This is a genomic window from Anaerolinea thermophila (assembly GCF_020723905.1).
In the GTDB taxonomy this organism is placed as follows: domain Bacteria; phylum Chloroflexota; class Anaerolineae; order Anaerolineales; family Anaerolineaceae; genus Anaerolinea; species Anaerolinea thermophila_A.
Genome location: NZ_DYHZ01000003.1, coordinates 266,547 through 282,818, shown reverse-complemented (window position 1 = coordinate 282,818; position 16,272 = coordinate 266,547). Strand labels below are relative to the sequence as shown.

15 protein-coding genes are annotated in these 16,272 nt (G+C 49.9%); 9 read left to right on the top strand and 6 right to left on the bottom strand.

Annotated elements, in window-relative coordinates; genetic code table 11:
* Positions 1-50: 50 nt before the first annotated feature.
* From yvcK to nadD, 8 genes are all read left to right on the top strand, one after another.
* Complete coding sequence (gene yvcK / locus LHF31_RS06065) at positions 51-1,409, top strand: gluconeogenesis factor YvcK family protein (protein ID WP_298010105.1); 1,359 nt, start codon at positions 51-53, stop codon at positions 1,407-1,409.
* A 115-nt stretch (positions 1,410-1,524) separates the two neighbouring features.
* Complete coding sequence (gene gap / locus LHF31_RS06060) at positions 1,525-2,574, top strand: type I glyceraldehyde-3-phosphate dehydrogenase (RefSeq protein WP_303773860.1); 1,050 nt, start codon at positions 1,525-1,527, stop codon at positions 2,572-2,574.
* Between the two features lie 73 nt (positions 2,575-2,647).
* The gene (gene pgk, locus LHF31_RS06055; RefSeq protein WP_298004531.1) at positions 2,648-3,823 is read left to right on the top strand and encodes a phosphoglycerate kinase; all 1,176 of its coding nucleotides are present in this window, start codon (positions 2,648-2,650) and stop codon (positions 3,821-3,823) included.
* A gap of 136 nt (positions 3,824-3,959) precedes the next feature.
* Positions 3,960-4,226 carry a 30S ribosomal protein S20 gene (gene rpsT, locus LHF31_RS06050; RefSeq protein ID WP_298004528.1) on the top strand — a complete coding sequence of 89 codons (267 nt, stop codon included), beginning with the start codon at positions 3,960-3,962 and terminating at the stop codon, positions 4,224-4,226.
* Between the two features lie 141 nt (positions 4,227-4,367).
* Entirely contained in the window at positions 4,368-6,131 is a 1,764-nt protein-coding gene (gene argS / locus LHF31_RS06045; RefSeq protein ID WP_303773856.1) for an arginine--tRNA ligase, read from the top strand.
* A gap of 82 nt (positions 6,132-6,213) precedes the next feature.
* Complete coding sequence (locus LHF31_RS06040; protein ID WP_303773854.1) at positions 6,214-7,539, top strand: cyclic 2,3-diphosphoglycerate synthase; 1,326 nt, start codon at positions 6,214-6,216, stop codon at positions 7,537-7,539.
* A 77-nt stretch (positions 7,540-7,616) separates the two neighbouring features.
* Positions 7,617-8,876, top strand: coding sequence for a GTPase ObgE (gene obgE, locus LHF31_RS06035; RefSeq protein WP_303773852.1), 1,260 nt, complete (start codon positions 7,617-7,619; stop codon positions 8,874-8,876).
* Positions 8,864-9,490 (top strand): nicotinate-nucleotide adenylyltransferase, encoded by a 627-nt coding sequence (gene nadD / locus LHF31_RS06030; protein WP_303773850.1) that lies wholly within the window; start codon positions 8,864-8,866, stop codon positions 9,488-9,490. The genes obgE and nadD overlap by 13 nt, the downstream gene beginning before the upstream one ends.
* Here nadD and LHF31_RS06025 read toward each other — a convergent pair.
* The 5 genes from LHF31_RS06025 to LHF31_RS06005 form a co-directional block, all read right to left on the bottom strand.
* Positions 9,487-10,713 carry an anion transporter gene (locus tag LHF31_RS06025; protein WP_303773848.1) on the bottom strand — a complete coding sequence of 409 codons (1,227 nt, stop codon included), beginning with the start codon at positions 10,711-10,713 and terminating at the stop codon, positions 9,487-9,489. The genes nadD and LHF31_RS06025 overlap by 4 nt on opposite strands.
* 68 nt (positions 10,714-10,781) lie before the next feature.
* Entirely contained in the window at positions 10,782-11,633 is an 852-nt protein-coding gene (locus LHF31_RS06020; RefSeq protein ID WP_303773846.1) for a toast rack family protein, read from the bottom strand.
* A 63-nt stretch (positions 11,634-11,696) separates the two neighbouring features.
* Entirely contained in the window at positions 11,697-12,635 is a 939-nt protein-coding gene (locus LHF31_RS06015; protein WP_303773844.1) for a polymer-forming cytoskeletal protein, read from the bottom strand.
* Positions 12,632-13,012, bottom strand: a complete 381-nt coding sequence (locus LHF31_RS06010) for a hypothetical protein (protein WP_303773842.1) — start codon at positions 13,010-13,012, stop codon at positions 12,632-12,634. Before LHF31_RS06010 ends, LHF31_RS06015 begins: the two co-directional genes overlap by 4 nt.
* Before the next feature lie 133 nt (positions 13,013-13,145).
* Positions 13,146-13,739 carry an RNA polymerase sigma factor gene (locus LHF31_RS06005; protein WP_303773840.1) on the bottom strand — a complete coding sequence of 198 codons (594 nt, stop codon included), beginning with the start codon at positions 13,737-13,739 and terminating at the stop codon, positions 13,146-13,148.
* A 132-nt stretch (positions 13,740-13,871) separates the two neighbouring features.
* Here LHF31_RS06005 and LHF31_RS06000 point away from each other — a divergent pair, with 132 nt between their 5' ends.
* Positions 13,872-14,555 (top strand): glycosyltransferase family 2 protein, encoded by a 684-nt coding sequence (locus LHF31_RS06000; protein ID WP_298003007.1) that lies wholly within the window; start codon positions 13,872-13,874, stop codon positions 14,553-14,555.
* A gap of 18 nt (positions 14,556-14,573) precedes the next feature.
* Here the strand turns inward: LHF31_RS06000 and recJ are convergent, their stop codons facing one another.
* Positions 14,574-16,271 (bottom strand): single-stranded-DNA-specific exonuclease RecJ, encoded by a 1,698-nt coding sequence (recJ, locus tag LHF31_RS05995; RefSeq protein ID WP_303773837.1) that lies wholly within the window; start codon positions 16,269-16,271, stop codon positions 14,574-14,576.
* Position 16,272: the final 1 nt, after the last annotated feature.

The window sequence follows — 16,272 nt, the reverse complement described above, 5'->3', positions numbered from 1 at the left end:
AGGTTCACATTGTTGACTCAAACTCAAATCACTGCTATATTCTACCGCGTATGCCAAACTCGCGCAAATCTTTCTATCGAACTGTTCTTAAAACGGTTCAACGGGAACTCCGCTGGCTTTCCCCCGGCGTAGGGCTGAAACGCTGGCTTTTGTTGATCATGTTAGGCAACACCTTCATTGGTGTGGGGATTGCCATGCTTTTACTCGATTTCTACCGCAACGCCCCTGACACCTGGTGGCTACCGGCTGTGTCTTTTCTGGCGCTTCGATTCCTGACCCGTCCGCTTCGCGTGCTTATCTTCGGGGGTATTGGACTGGGATTGTTGCTTTTCGGATTGTGGGGATTCAACAAAACCCTGCTTTCCCCTTTCTTACAACCGGGAAAACGGGTACTGGATTCCCTCTCTGAATTCCGCAAACGAGAGCGCGGTCCCCGAATTGTTGCCATTGGCGGTGGAACTGGCCTGTACAGCCTGTTAAGAGGCATTAAAACGTTCACCCACAACATCACCGCCATTGTGACCGTTGCCGATGATGGGGGATCGTCCGGAGAGTTAAGACGCACTCTGGGAGTACTTCCTCCGGGGGATATTCGCAACTGTCTGGCGGCACTGGCAAACGACGAAACCCTGATGACGCATTTGTTTCAGTACCGATTCTCTGGAAGCAACGGGCTTACCGGGCATTCCATGGGGAATCTGTTCATCACCGCGATGACGGAAATCACCGGAAGTTTTGAACAAGCCATAGCCGAATCAGGAAAAGTCCTGGCAGTCCGTGGCAGGGTTTATCCTTCAACCCTGCATGACGTCCGTCTGGCTGCGGATATTCAACTTCCGGACCGCGGCAGAGAAGTTCACATTCTGGGAGAAAGTCGGATTCCAGAGGTCAATGGCAAAATCCGGCGGGTATGGCTTGAACCTGATAATCCGAAAGCCTATCCCCCTGCCATTCAAGCCATTCTCAATGCCGACCTGATTCTGATTGGTCCCGGGAGTTTGTTTACCAGCATCCTTCCCAATTTGCTGGTATCTGATATTGCTGAAGCCATCCGTGTCAGTCGTGGGCTGAAATTTTTCATCTGCAACGTGGCTACCCAGCGCGGTGAAACCGATTCCTTTACCTGCGAAGATCATGTAAAAACTATTGAACAATACATTGGCGAGGGAATTTTTGATGTCATTCTTTGCAACCATAACACCAGGCAAGTTCTTCCCGATGGTGTTCAATGGGTACTGGCAGGGGATGAATTCAGGCAAATCTATCCCGTGTACTGTGCTGATCTGGTGGATGCACAAAATCCAACTCGACACGATCCTCACAAACTTGCCATGACGATTATGGAAATCTTTGAAGAACGAACAGGTCCCTTAAATATTCGTGAAAACTTGAACAATGTCGAATCTTGAAAATCGTATATAATTAGAGGGGTTTGTCTGGACATAAGGGGATTGATCATTCAGATAAAAAACCGGAAAACACATGCCTGTGCATGTCAATATTAGACTTCAAAAGGAGGTTTTCATGACTGTCAAAGTTGGTATTAACGGGTTTGGACGTATCGGTCGCCAGGTATTAAAAGCCATCATGGAACGATACCCCAACGAACTGGAAGTGGTTGCCGTCAATGATCTGTTCGACGCCAAAACCAACGCTCATCTGTTCAAGTATGACTCTAACTACGGCATTTTTAACGGAACTGTGGAAGTTTCCGGGACGGATCTGGTCATCAACGGTAAGACGGTCAAAGTGTTAGCCGAGAAAGACCCCGCCAAACTTCCCTGGAAGGATCTGGGTGTTGATATCGTCATTGAATCCACCGGCGTGTTCACCGACGCCCTGGGTGATCCCGCAAAGGGCAAGGCGGGTGCAAATGCACACCTGCAGGCAGGTGCCAAGAAGGTTATCATTTCCGCACCGGCAAAAAATGAAGATATCACCATTGTGATGGGCGTAAACGATGACAAATACGATCCCGCCAAACATCACATTGTCTCGAATGCTTCCTGCACCACTAACTGTCTGGCTCCCGCTGCTAAAGTTGTGCATGAAAAGTTCCACATCCTGAACGCCGTGATGGTAACCATCCACTCCTACACCAACGACCAGGTGATTCTGGATCAGGGGCATAAGAAAGAAATGCGCCGCTCCCGCGCCGCCGGACTGAACATTATCCCCACCACTACTGGCGCGGCCAAAGCCGTGGCACTGGTTATCCCTGACCTGAAGGGTAAATTCGACGGTTATGCTCTGCGTGTTCCCACTCCAACGGTTTCGATTGTTGACTTCACCGCAACGGTTGAAAAGGCAACTTCCAAGGAAGAATTGAATGCTGCTTTCGTGGAAGCCGCCAATGGCGCCCTGAAAGGAATTTTAGGCGTAACCACCGGTGAATACATGGATCCGCTGGTGTCCATGGACTTCAAGGGCGATCCGCGCTCCTCGATTGTGGACCTGCCCTCCAACATGGTCATGGGTGGAAATCTGATCAAAGTCGTCACCTGGTACGACAATGAATGGGGTTATTCCTGCCGCACTGCTGACCTGGCAGCCATGATGGCGAAGAAACTGTAATTTTTACCCAAAACTTGTCCGCCCTCTATTTCAAGAGGGCGGACAATTCCTGTATTGACCAGTGAGGTTGAATATGTTCAACAAAAAATCTGTTCGGGATATTGATGTCAAAGGAAAGAAAGTCCTGGTTCGGGTAGATTTCAATGTACCTATCAAGGACGGCGTGGTTCAGGATGATACCCGTATCCGCGCGGCATTACCCACCATCGAATATCTGCTGGAACAAGGCGCCGCTGTAATTCTCTTCTCGCATCTTGGTAGGCCCAAAGGCGGACCAGACCCCAAGTATTCAATGCAACCGGTTGCTGAATACCTGTCTAAATTAATGGGCAAACCGGTTGCTTTTGCTGAAGATTGCGTAGGAGAGCCTGCCGAAAAAGCCGCCGCCACTCTTAAACCCGGTGACGTGTTGGTGCTGGAAAACACCCGCTTCCATCCAGAAGAAGAGAAGAATGACCTTGAACTGGCGAAGAAAATGGCTGCCCTTGCGGATATATACGTCAATGATGCATTTGGGAGTGCTCACCGCGCCCATTCTTCCACTGAGGGTGTGGCACGCTTCCTGCCTGCAGTGGCAGGTTTCCTGATGGAAAAGGAAATCCAATACCTCTCCCAGGCTATTGAAAATCCCAAGCGTCCATTTGTTGCCATTTTAGGCGGCGCCAAAGTGAGCGATAAAATCGGTGTGATTAAGAACCTGCTCACCAAAGCCGATACCATCCTGATTGGCGGCGGTATGGCAAATACATTCTTTAAAGCCCAGGGATACCCACTGGGTAAATCGCTGGTTGAGGATGAAGTACTTGATCTGGCACGTGAATTAATTGCCCAGGGTGGTACAAAACTTCGCCTGCCGGTTGATGTGGTCATTGCTCAATCCATGGAAGAAGGCGCAGAGACCAAAGTTGTGCCGGTTGGGCCTATCCCCGATGACTGGATGATTCTGGACATCGGACCGGAAACGGTCGAATCCTATGGAAAGGTCATTGCAAATGCCGCTACAGTGGTATGGAATGGTCCTATGGGCGTCTTTGAAGTCTCCACATTTGCCAAGGGGACTTTCGGAATCGCCGAAGCGCTGGCAAAAAGCAATGCCATTTCCATTGTGGGCGGCGGGGATTCTGCTTCCGCTGTTCAGAAATCCGGCCTGGCAGACAAAATTACCCACATTTCAACGGGTGGCGGTGCCTCTCTGGAAATGCTTGAAGGGCTGGTCTTACCTGGCGTAGCAGCCTTACTGGATAAGTAACCCCTTTGTCAGGAAAAGTCAACTGCGGGGGCGTTAAATTCCCCCGCAGTTTTTTCAAATTTTCTCTGGACAAAAGGCAAGGTCTGGATTAAAATCCATCGTCGCGATTGTGGAAATTATCTGGAGGATTGGAAAGTTGGCGAACATTAAGTCTCAAATCAAGCGCAATAAACAAAACGAGAAACGACGCATTCGCAACCGCATCGTTCGTGGAAAGGCGCGCACGGCCATTGCGAAAGCCCGGGAAGCCATTGCCACCCAGTCGGTGGAAGAAGCCAAACAGGCTGTATTACTGGCGATTTCATCGCTTGACCGTGCAGCCTCAAAGGGTGTCATCCATAAGAATAATGCCGCCCGCCGCAAGAGCCGCCTGATGAAGCGTCTTGCAGCACTGGCAAAGTAACCCTTGTTCGATCCCCGGTTTCCACCGGGTGAGCTTTGTCATACATCACAGCGCCCTCATCAGAGAGGTCGGCAGCGGGAGATGATCCTCCCGCTTTTTCTTCTTATGGGTGTTTACACCATCACGCGGAAAGAATTCATCATGTTTGAAGCAGAAAAGCAACAAGTAGAAGAGAAAATTCTTCAAATCCTGAGGGATAAAGGTATTCAGGATGTAAAACTGACCTGGGGATGGATTCCCTTCAATGGCGCCTGGGGAATTGCAGCGCCTTTTTTCCCCGTAGCCGCACAAGAAGCCCGTCAGGGGAAAAACGTGCAGGTTCCCATTCGGGCGCAAGAACTGGCTGAAGAAGTAGCCCGAACGTTGGGCACACCGGCAGGGTTTGAACGGGTGGAAGCCATTAAGGGGTATCTAAACCTTTACTTCTCATCCAGGGAATATGCTCAACGGGTGATTGACCAGGTCCTCAAAGAAGGCTCAGCGTTTGGAAAAGGAACCCGCCTGAATCAACAGGTGATGGTGGAATTTTCCCAGCCCAATACGCATAAAGCGTTTCATGTTGGACATTTGAGAAGCGCCATCCTTGGAGATTCCATCAGTCGCATTCTGGAATTTGCCGGTTACGATGTCATCCGCGCCAATTATCCAGGTGATATTGGGCTCCATGTGATTAAGTGGCTGTGGAATTACATGAAATTCCATGCTGGAGAAAAACCACCTGCTGATGCAACCACGCGCTGGATGGGGGATCTGTACGCAGAAGCCAACCGACGGCTGGAAGAAAACCCTGAACTGGAAAGCGAAGTCCGTGCACTGTATGCCCGCTGGGATAAACGCGATCCGGAGATTGTGCAATTATGGGAAGAAACCCGGGAATGGTCTCTGCAGGGTTTTCGGGAAATGTACAAAATCCTCGATATCCATTTTGATATTTACTACTTCAACAGCATGGTGGAACACCCCGGTAAGGAAGTTGTTGAAGAACTCATCCAGAAAGGCATTGCCAGAGACGAGAGACCTGAAGGACCGGTTATTGTCAAACTGGATGAACTGCTGGGACTGAACGAAGAAAAGTACCGCGTGCTGGTCATCCTGCGCTCGGATAATACTGCGCTTTACGCCACCGAAGATCTGGCGCTTGCCAAGCGCAAGTTTTCCGATTATCCAAACCTGCACCGCTCTTATTATGTGGTGGACGTCCGTCAATCTCTCCATTTCCAGCAGGTTTTCAAGACCCTGGAACTGGCAGGATATGAATGGGCTACTCGTTGCCAGCATATTCCTTACGAACTGGTCAATTTACCCGGTAATGTGGTGATGGCATCCCGTGAAGGAACTGTCGTTTTACTGGAAGACCTCATCCGTGAAGCCACTTCTCGAGCCTTGCAGGTGGTAGAAGAAAAGAATCCAGAACTTACCCCGGAACAAAAACAACAGGTTGCCCAGGCTGTCGGTATCGGGGCAATTAAGTACCCCATGCTGGCAAGAGAAAACACAAAAATCGTTACCTTTGATTGGCAAACAGCCCTGGACTTCAACGGACAGGCGGCGCCTTACATTCAATATGCCCACGTACGGGCCTCCAGTATTTTGCGCAAAGGCGGCGGCATCCCAACCGAAGCAGCAATCAACTACGCCATGATGCCTTCCGAACTGCAATTAATTGATTTGATTTCTCGCTTCCCGAAAGAAGTCCAGCGAGCCGCGAGTGAATTAAAGCCGTTACATATTGCCAATGCGGCATATGAACTGGCAAAAACCTTTAGCGATTTTTACAACGAATGTCCAGTTTTGACTGCCGAGGAACCCATCCGTAATGGACGGCTCCGACTGGTAGCCGCAACCCGGCAGGCCATTGCGAATGCTTTAGGGCTTTTGGGAATCCATGCCCCAGAGGTCATGTAGGAAATCACAAGCGTTTGTAGTTCTCCAATACAAACGCTTGTTTTTTCGAAATATCACCTGATAAGGAGAGAAAGGTCACACTATGGCACCAATTCGAACCATCATCATGGGCGCTGCAGGAAGAGACTTTCATAATTTCAATGTCTTCTTCCGCGGGAATCCGGAATATGAAGTGGTTGCTTTCACAGCAACCCAAATTCCCAACATTGAAGGCAGAGTTTATCCTGCCGAACTGGCTGGTCCACAATACCCCAAAGGCATTCCAATTTATCCTGAAAGCGATCTTGTTCGGCTGATCAAAGAATTGAAAGTGGATCAGGTGGTTTTCGCTTACAGCGATGTGCCGCACGAGTACGTCATGCACAAAGCCTCCACCGTGCTTGCCGCAGGGGCTGATTTCCGCCTGATGGGTACAAAAGCCACCATGTTGAAATCTTCCAAACCTGTTGTGGCTGTTTGCGCTGTACGCACTGGCTCTGGTAAAAGCCAGACTACACGCCGCGTCTCCCTGATTCTGCGTGAACTGGGCTACAAGGTTGCCGCCATTCGCCACCCCATGCCTTATGGTGACCTGGTGAAGCAAGCCGTCCAGCGTTTTGAAACCTATGCGGATCTGGATAAGCATGAATGCACCATTGAAGAACGCGAGGAGTACGAACCCCACCTTGACAATGGTGTGATTGTTTATGCGGGTGTGGACTATGAGAAAATTCTCCGCCAGGCAGAGCAGGAAGTGGATATCATCCTGTGGGACGGCGGGAATAACGACTTCCCCTTCTACGTGCCGGATTTATACATTGTGGTTGCTGACCCCCATCGTCCGGGTCATGAATTAGCCTATCACCCGGGCGAAACCAATGTCCGAGCTGCCGATGTGTTCGTCCTGAACAAGGTGGACACCGCCCGCCCTGAAGATGTCATTAAAGTCCGCGAAAGTTTGTATGCGGTCAATCCCAACGCAATCTTCATTGAAGCGGCCTCTCCATTATTCGTTGAAAATGCGAACGCCATCCGCGGAAAGCGAGTTTTGGTAGTTGAGGACGGTCCCACGCTGACCCATGGTGAAATGGCTTATGGCGCCGGCTGGGTGGCGGCTCGCCGCTTTGGTGCTGCAGAAATTGTTGACCCGCGCCCCTTTGCAGTTCGCAGTATTCTGGAAACCTACCATAAGTATCCCACCACTGGACCAATTCTGCCGGCCATGGGGTACGGGGAAGCCCAGATGAAAGATTTGGAAGAAACCATCAACCGCTCTGATGTCGATCTGGTAATCAGTGCAACCCCGATTGATCTGACCCGTGTGATCAAAGTGCAAAAACCCATTCAGCGGGTACGCTATGAATTGCAGGAAATCGGCAAACCCGATTTGATGGACATCCTCTCCGAAAAGTTTGGCAGAAAGAAATAACTCTTTTCAGCATAGAATCGAACCGTGTGTGAGGATTGCCCCTCGCACACGGTTCGATTTGCGGTTAAAATTGGGATATGTTCGTTGATGAAGCAATCATTAAGGTGAAAGGTGGTCGCGGTGGAGATGGGATGGTACACTTCCACCGCGAAAAATACGTACCGCATGGCGGACCCGACGGGGGAGATGGCGGGAAAGGCGGAAACGTAGTTCTGGAGGTCAAGCCAACCCTGAATACCCTTGTGGCGTTCCGTTACAAAGACCGCTATCAGGCACAGGATGGATCCCGCGGAGGTCCAAACAATATGAGCGGGAAATCTGCCCCTGACCTGGTTATTCCCGTTCCCCCGGGCACGGTAGTCACAGATGCTGAAACGGGCGAACTGCTTGGGGATCTGACGCAACCCGGACAGCGGTTAATTGTTGCTCGCGGGGGAAGAGGCGGACGGGGTAATCAGCACTTTGCCACCCCATCCAACCAGGTGCCGAAAATGGCAGAAAAAGGAGAACCTGGCGAAGAACGGGTGTTACGACTGGAATTGAAACTGATTGCCGATGTCGGAATCGTTGGGGTACCAAACGCGGGGAAATCCAGCCTGCTGGCGGCAGTCACGAACGCCAGACCCAAAATTGCCGATTACCCTTTTACCACGCTGGAGCCCAATCTGGGCGTTGCCGAACTGGACATCAACACTACCCTCGTCCTTGCTGATATTCCCGGATTGATTGAAGGCGCTCATCAGGGAGTTGGATTGGGGGATGCTTTCCTGCGCCATATTCAAAGAACACGCGTCTTGATTCATCTGCTGGATGGCCTATCGGAAGACCCACTGGCAGATTACTCACAAATTAATACAGAACTGGCTCTGTTTGATGAAAAACTGGCAGAGAAGCCTCTAATTGTAGCATTAAATAAAATTGACCTACCCGAGGTTCAAGAACGCTGGCCTCACATCCAGGAACAACTGCGCAAACACGGGGTTGAACCTTACGCCATCTCAGCGCTGGCTCGCACTGGCGTACGGGAACTGTTGTGGAAAGCCGCAGAAATGCTCCAGAAAGCACCCAAAACGGAAGAGATTCCAGTGCTTCCGGTTTACCGCCCGGGAGAAGATCCCCGCGCGTTTACCATTGAGAGAGTACCCGGTGGATGGCGAGTTCATTCCAGGGCGCTGGAGCGCGCTGCTTCCATGACGTATTGGGAATACGAAGCACCTGTTCGCCGATTCCAGAAACTCATTGAAACGCTCGGCGTGGAGGAGGCTTTGCGAAAGGCTGGCATTCAAGAAGGCGATTCGGTATTCATTGGCGACTACGAACTGGAATGGCAGGACTGACCCCTTCCCGGATTGGATTGCTTGGAGGCACCTTTGACCCTCCTCACATTGCCCATTTAGCACTGGCGGAAGAAGCCCAAACGCAGTTGCATCTGGACAGGGTATTATGGTTAATCACCCCGGATCCACCGCATAAACGTGGGATGCCCATTACCCCCTTTCCCATCCGCATGGAAATGTTGCAGGAAGCCCTGAGAGGATACCAGCAATTTGAGATCAGCACACTTGAGGCAGAATTACCTGCTCCCCAGTACACCGTTGAAACTGTGCGCCTGTTGAAAGAAAAGTTCCCCGGAGTGGATTTTTATTATCTGATGGGGGAAGATTCCCTTCGGGACTTAGCTTTATGGCATCAACCGGCAAAACTGATTGCGCTGCTTGCGGGAGTAGGTGTGCTGAAACGCCCGGAAGTCACCGTAGATTGGAAAACACTGGAATCATCCATTCCAGGGATCCGGGAAAAAGTGTTCTTTTTCGAAGCCCCGCTCCTGCAGATCGCCTCGCATGATATCCGGCAACGGGTACGCGCTGGACGCCCCTACCGTTACATGGTTTCTGATGGTGTGGCTCAGGTGATCGAACGTTATCACCTGTATGCCCCCTCTCAACCTTAACGCCAAACCATCCACTGAAGCCACACTACACTGATCACCAGAGTAATGATGGTGATCACCAAGCCGCTTCGGGTATATTCTCCAAAGGTCAAATTCACCTGTCTGCGGCTGGCTATTTCTGCCACGATTAAATTCGCTACCGAACCCAGCAAAGTTAAGTTACCCGCCAGCGTTGATGAAGCAGCGAGCGTCAACCACCCAGCCACCGGATGGGCTGAGCCAGCCACAACCGGGCGTAAAAGCATCACAGCGGGTACATTCGAGACCAGGTTACTCAAGATCACCGAAACAGAAGTGAGCCCCAGAACGCTTAAATTACCCTGAAAGTTCAGCAATTCAAACAAACGGTGGGTAATACCATTGGCTTCCAGAGCGCCGGTCAGAATGAATAAAGCCGCAAAGAAAACCAGTAAACTCCAGTCAACCTCTGCTAAAACCTTATCCGGGTCTACCCGGCGGGTAAAAAAGAGTGCGCACGCCGCTAAAAAAGCCGCCAGAGCCACCGGTATCCCTGCCAGAAAACCCACCAACATCGCGGTAATGACCAGCAAGGTCTTTGTCAATTGCGGTCTCATTACATTCAACTGTGAGGGTGGCATTTCTGGAAAGCGTTTTTCTCGAAATTCCTGAGGGTAAAAAAGAACCAAAACCACCCAAACCACACCCAACCCCAACAGTGCTATGGGAGTGAGTGCTCCGGCAAATTGAGCGTAAGGAATACCTGAAGAAACACCAATGATCATGTTCTGCGGGTTGCCCGTTAATGTGGCTGTAGAGCCTATATTTGCCGCAGTTGCCAGAGCAATCAGGTAAGGAATGGGATTGCGTTCCAGGCTTAACAACAGGCTCAAAACCAGAGGGGTGAGCATCAGACAAATGGTATCATTAAGGAAAAGCGCACTGAGTACACCCGCCAGAAGAATTTCCACAGCAAGAAAGACCCTCGGTCCTCGAGTCAGGCGAAACAATAGATGAGCAGCAACCCGGAAAAATCCAGAAAGTTGCAGGTGGGCGTTTACCACCATCATACTGAAGAGCAAGATTAAGGTGTCTACATCCAGATAATCGCGGATATTCTCGAAGGCAATCTGCCTGAAAGCCAGGAGCATTCCAACCCCAATGACTGTAAGTGTCGTACGGTTGACCGATAACTTGGGCCATTTTCCCAGCGCAATGCCGACATATGTTATTAAAACAATAGCAAGTGTTATCCAGAAATTCATAAACACCGATTATAACGAAAACAGCGCAGAATAACCTGCGCCGTTTGTCATTTTTTATACCGATTGATTTATTCGCTAATCAGTTTTAAATTTCCCACGCCCACATTAACCTCGATACGAAGTTGTGGTCCATCTCCCATGGTGCGGTATTCCTGTCCCTGAATACTCCAGGAGCCTTCGGTGGAGACATTGGTCAAACCACCGGAAAGAATAATCCGACAGTTGGACTCCTCCGGTAAAATAATGGTCATATTCCCCAAACCACCATCAATCCAGACTCTGGCATCACGTTGCAGTTTTCCACTGAAGTCCAGAGTGAAATTCCCTGCTCCGCCTTTAAAGGTCATTTCCTCAAAGTTGGCATTCGCGAGTTTTTTCAGGGTTACATTGGAAGCCCCGGTCTCATAAGTGAAAACGCGCATCACCTGCGGATTGGGAAGGTTGAACACAACCCGAACCTTGCTGGCGCCATCGGTAATTTTCAAGCGAGTCAGCGGAACATCAGAGAAATCCAAATCTCCTTCATAAGCCCCCGCCTCAACGGTCAGATCTATTGGACGATTTCCCAGTTCCAGATCCCAGCGATTAATCAGATTCTGAACACCGCGGCTAAAATTGGCACTCTTCACACCCTGTTCAATGCGCACTTCACGCCCCTCTCGTCGAATCTTAGGCTCCCAACCCTCTACGTTGTATTCCACCTCACCTTCCACGAGATTTTTCGCGCCTCCGCTCAGGGATAACTCCCCTGCCCCCATACGAATGATTAATTCGGCAGGTTCCTGTTCTGGATATGGTTCCTTAATCAGGTAGGTTTGCGGTTCAATCAATTTCACCTCGGGTAAAGGCAAATTGATGGTACAGGCAAGCGCAAGAAAAAACAGCAACCCCAACCACAAAAACAAAGCGATTTTTTTCATCCTTTCCTCCTCCCCTCTTCCAGGTGCAAAATTCATTCCACTCTCTTAGATCTGATAATCCTTTCAAGAGATTACCCCTGGGTATCTCTGAGTTCCGAACCGGGAAAGAATCACCGCGCCTAATCCGATCATAGTCACGACAAAAGGAATAACCCAACCCACACAGGGAATGGCGCCTAAAAGATTCGCGATCAGGGTAAGAACAAGCGTACCAATACCTGCGCTGATTGGACCGCTCCACGAGGTATGGAAAAGTTCAGCAAGTTTTTCTCCTGTTAATAAGCCTGCAGCAAGCCAGCCATAAATCCACGCCAGACCCAAAGCAACCGCGCCCAGAAAACTTAACGGCAGGAACAAAATGGTAATTGCCATCACCAGCAAAACTCCCAGTCCCACCATAAATGTGAGAAAGCCAATCACCCCTGCCTGAACGGGTGCAAATTGCATGGTTGTGCCAACACGCTCCAACGGTTGAAGCATGAACAGAGCCACCAGGACCGCCAGCGCTCCCAGTGCAAATGCCTGGAAGATTTTCCAGAACACATTCATGACGGTCTCAAAAATTCCAACTTGCGGAGTCGGACTCTGTGCAGGAATGGAAAAATCAGGAATACGGTTTTGGAAATTTCCCTTGACCACACTGCCAGATTCCCGGGTTAAGTTTGCCCCTAAGGTGATGATATCGCCCTCAATGACAGCGTGACTTCCCAGGGAAATCACTCCCCCCATTGCGCTGATGTCCCCTTTCACCGTTCCCTCTACCATCAAAGTACCGCCAATCAAAGCAACATCCCCATCTACAATCGAACCTTTTTCCAGAACAGCCGAACCACCGATAATAGACAGATCATCTTCCCAGGTTTCACCTTCTTTAAGGATGAAACTTTGTCCAATCACCGCTCCATCCGTCGAGAACACAGAGGTAGATGTCATGCACCCCGGAAGGATGAGGAGAGAACCAATCAACAACGCAAGCGTAAACCATTTATGGCGAGTATTCATGCGCGTTCCTTCCCCTCTTGAAATGTACGAGATAAGGCAAAGAGCCAGAGAGCAATTAACCCTAACAGGGATAAGAGAAACAGTAAAACCATAAAGAGCGTAAGCGGAAATGGATACAGGCGAGTCCAGGCAGAGAGCACCCCACCGATAGAAGAAGTTACCCCTAAAACTTGATGGATCATCTCCACACTTAACTCCAGCCACCCGGCTAGAGAAATCTGGGTGAGGAAATATGTAAATACTCCTGCCATCACTCCTGATGCCACACCGGAGAAAATCCAGAATACCCTCCAGGCTTGTTTTTTCTGCTCCCGCTGTTTCCGCACTACCAGGCTGGTTTTCCAGCGCTGGGTAAAACCTGCTCGAGGAACAGCCATGGCCCTTTCCTGCAACTCTGTTTGAGTTCCAAGCCATTTTTCGCGAAGGCTTCGGCATGCTTCGCACTGACTCAGATGCTCCGTGAGCCTCTGTTGCTCTTCCTGCGAGAGGTCTTCTTCAAAAATCCATGCTTCATATGGTTGATGGGGTTTCATTTGCTCTCCTTCCCACAAGAGGCTTTTCAACTTCAATCTGGTACTTTTCTGCCAGTTCGCGCCTTGCTCGAAAAAGACGGCTTTTTACGGCGCTGACCGTTAGCGAAAGCGTTCGGGCAATATCCTCTTCAGAGAAGTCGTACCAGTAACGCAGAATAATTGCAGCACGATCCAGTGGGGACAATTTTTTCAGTAACTGGTGGATCTGCCCCTGACTATCTCTTTCGGATACCACTCGAGCAGGGTCAGGTGCAGCATCTGGAATATCTTCTTCAGGCAATAAGTCAAGATCCAGCAGAGGAACCCGGCGTTTTCGTTGCTGGTCGATGCAATAATGCGCAGCGATGGATAAAAGCCATGTTACAAAGGGACGCTGAGGATCGTAACGCCGCAAAGCCTGGTAAGCCCGCCAGAAAGTTTCCTGGGCGGCATCTTCCGCTTCCTGAGCATTTCCTAACATGCGATAACACAGGTTATACACTGGACGTTGATACAATTCCACCAGGCAGGCAAACGAATCGTCATTGCCTTGAATGGCTTCTTGTATCCATTCTGCTTCCAGGGTACTCACCGTTTGGCTCCTGTCATTTTTCTACTACCTTATACGCACATGGTGATTAAAAGTTGCATACGCTTTGCAATAGCCTTTCATTCACCCGTAAAATCTTGCTCAACTTTTTCTATCCCCATTATAATCAGCCCCATGAATCTAACTGTCTTAATCCCTGTTTACAACGAAATTCAGACGATTGCGGAGATCATCCGCCGGGTGAAGGCTGTACAACTGGCTTCGGAAATTCTCATTGTGGATGACGGCTCCACCGACGGCACCAGGGACTACCTGATGACCATAAAAGATGATCCGATTGTAAGGGTTGTTTTCCATGAGAAAAATCAGGGTAAAGGTGCCGCTGTACGAACGGGAATTCAGCAAGCCAAAGGGGACTGGATCATCATTCAGGACGCAGACCTGGAATACGATCCCCGTGATTATCCCTCCCTGATTCAACCTGTGGAAGAGGGTATCGCAGAAGTAGTTTACGGCTCGCGATTTCTCGGCGGGGCAAGACGTCCCATCCTGTTCTGGAACATGGTTGCCAACAAAATCCTCACCTTCATAACCAACATTCTGTACAACAACATTCTGACGGATATGGAAACAGGGTATAAACTGTTTCGGCGGGATATTGCTCTGCAAATCCCCTTACACGCCAGAGGATTTGAGTTTGAACCTGAATTTACCGCCAAACTGCTCAAGCGCAAAGTAAGGATTTATGAAGTGCCGATCCGATTTAACCCACGGGAATATTCCGAAGGAAAAAAGATCAAGATGAAAGACGCTTTCATTGCCGTGTGGACATTACTGAAATACCGTTTTGTTGACTGATCCATAAAACCCGCTCTATCACTGAGCGGGTTTTATATCTCTTACTCTGAGTTGCAGGGTGGTATTTCCATTGTAAGTATTTTGTTCCAGAGCATACAGAACATCCACAAAACGAGGCAAATCCTGTATTCGATGCCCCTGACGGAAAGCAATCGCATCCCATATGATTCTGCGATCTTCTAAAGTAAGTTTCAGATGTTCGCCATGACTACCTACACACCGGGCATCTTTCACCTGAACCCCGCGTGAAACAAAAAAGGCCTCCGGGTTCCCTTCTCCGGTAGGCTGCAGGCGTTGGAGTTCTCCTAAAAAATCTGGCTGAATTGCAGACAAAGGAAGTTCCATATCAGCATGAATAGAGGGAATCAAATCCAGATTACTGAGTCCTTCTTCTGCAATCGAAATGAGCCGCTCCTGAAGAAGAGGAAGATTCTCATTTTTGACAGTAAATCCAGCCGCGGCTTGATGTCCACCATGCCGTTCCAGCAATTCAGCACATTGATCCAGTGCTTGAGTGATATGAAATTCAGGAATGCTCCGACAGGATGCCCGGGTTTGTCCCGCTTCCTCTTCTCTTTGTCCAACAATAGCGGGACGATAGAAAAGTTCTACCAGTCTGGATGCCGCCAAACCAACAACCCCGGGGTTAAATTCAGGATCGAACGCCATGATCAGGTAATTACTTTTGCCGGTGCTGGCAATTTGAATGGCTTTCTCCTGCACTTCCTGAGTAAGGCGCTGGCGTTCTCGATTCTGTGTATCCAATTGCTGAGCCAGAATGCCAGCCTGAAAGAGGTCTTTTGCCAGCAATAACTCTACCGCTGCTTTTGCTGACTCCACCCTACCTGCAGCATTTAAGCGGGGACCCAGAATGAAACCAATATGGGATGACTCGATAGAAGGGAGCTTCAGCCCTGCAACCCGTGCCAGAGCCAAAACCCCCTCTCGCTGGGATTGTTTAAGAATTTCCAGTCCTTTTCTCACCAGTGAACGGTTTTCACCTGTAAGAGGAACCACATCTGCAACGGTCCCAAGTGCCACCAGATCCAGCCACTGGTACACCGAAACCCCAGCCAGAGGACGGCGCATCGTCAGAGCCTCGGCAATCTTAAAGGCTAAGCCAACCCCCGAAAGATGCTCATAGGGGTACGCATTTCCTGCCTGTTTCGGGCAAATCACCCCCACTGCCTCTGGAATCTCCGTTCCCGGGTGATGATGATCACTAATGATCAAATCCATGCCCAGTTGTGCGGCAAGACGGGCTTCTCCAGGGGAGCGAATGCCACAATCCACGGTAAGTAAGACATCTACCCCTCTTTCATGGAGTTCCCGAACTGCGTCAGGGTTCAAGCCATAGCCTTCATCAAAGCGATTAGGAATGTACCATTCCACATCCGCGCCATATGCTTCCAGTACTTCCACCATCAGAGTCGTGGCTGTTACCCCATCCACATCATAATCACCATAGATGGCAATTTTTTCATGGTGATCCACTGCATACAACAATCGGTCTACCACCTCCATCATTCCCATTATCAGGAAAGGAGAATAGCCGGGAAGATCTGCTTGAAGGTAAGTCTCAGCGGCGGTCCTGGTAGTAACCCCACGGTTGTACAGCAACTGACGTACTACCGGAGAGTAATTTTTCAATTCTTCAGTAATCTGAGGAGGTACGGGGGGAGCAATTTTCCAGCGTTTTTCTTGAACAGGTTCCATG

Coding starts and splice junctions, on each gene's coding strand:
- yvcK (WP_298010105.1), top strand. CDS start 51: ATGCCAAACTCGCGCAAATCTTTCTATCGAACTGTTCTTAAAACGGTT.
- gap (WP_303773860.1), top strand. CDS start 1,525: ATGACTGTCAAAGTTGGTATTAACGGGTTTGGACGTATCGGTCGCCAG.
- pgk (WP_298004531.1), top strand. CDS start 2,648: ATGTTCAACAAAAAATCTGTTCGGGATATTGATGTCAAAGGAAAGAAA.
- argS (WP_303773856.1), top strand. CDS start 4,368: ATGTTTGAAGCAGAAAAGCAACAAGTAGAAGAGAAAATTCTTCAAATC.
- LHF31_RS06040 (WP_303773854.1), top strand. CDS start 6,214: ATGGCACCAATTCGAACCATCATCATGGGCGCTGCAGGAAGAGACTTT.
- obgE (WP_303773852.1), top strand. CDS start 7,617: ATGTTCGTTGATGAAGCAATCATTAAGGTGAAAGGTGGTCGCGGTGGA.
- nadD (WP_303773850.1), top strand. CDS start 8,864: ATGGCAGGACTGACCCCTTCCCGGATTGGATTGCTTGGAGGCACCTTT.
- LHF31_RS06025 (WP_303773848.1), bottom strand. CDS start 10,713: ATGAATTTCTGGATAACACTTGCTATTGTTTTAATAACATATGTCGGC.
- LHF31_RS06020 (WP_303773846.1), bottom strand. CDS start 11,633: ATGAAAAAAATCGCTTTGTTTTTGTGGTTGGGGTTGCTGTTTTTTCTT.
- LHF31_RS06015 (WP_303773844.1), bottom strand. CDS start 12,635: ATGAATACTCGCCATAAATGGTTTACGCTTGCGTTGTTGATTGGTTCT.
- LHF31_RS06010 (WP_303773842.1), bottom strand. CDS start 13,012: ATGGCTGTTCCTCGAGCAGGTTTTACCCAGCGCTGGAAAACCAGCCTG.
- LHF31_RS06000 (WP_298003007.1), top strand. CDS start 13,872: ATGAATCTAACTGTCTTAATCCCTGTTTACAACGAAATTCAGACGATT.
- recJ (WP_303773837.1), bottom strand. CDS start 16,271: ATGGAACCTGTTCAAGAAAAACGCTGGAAAATTGCTCCCCCCGTACCT.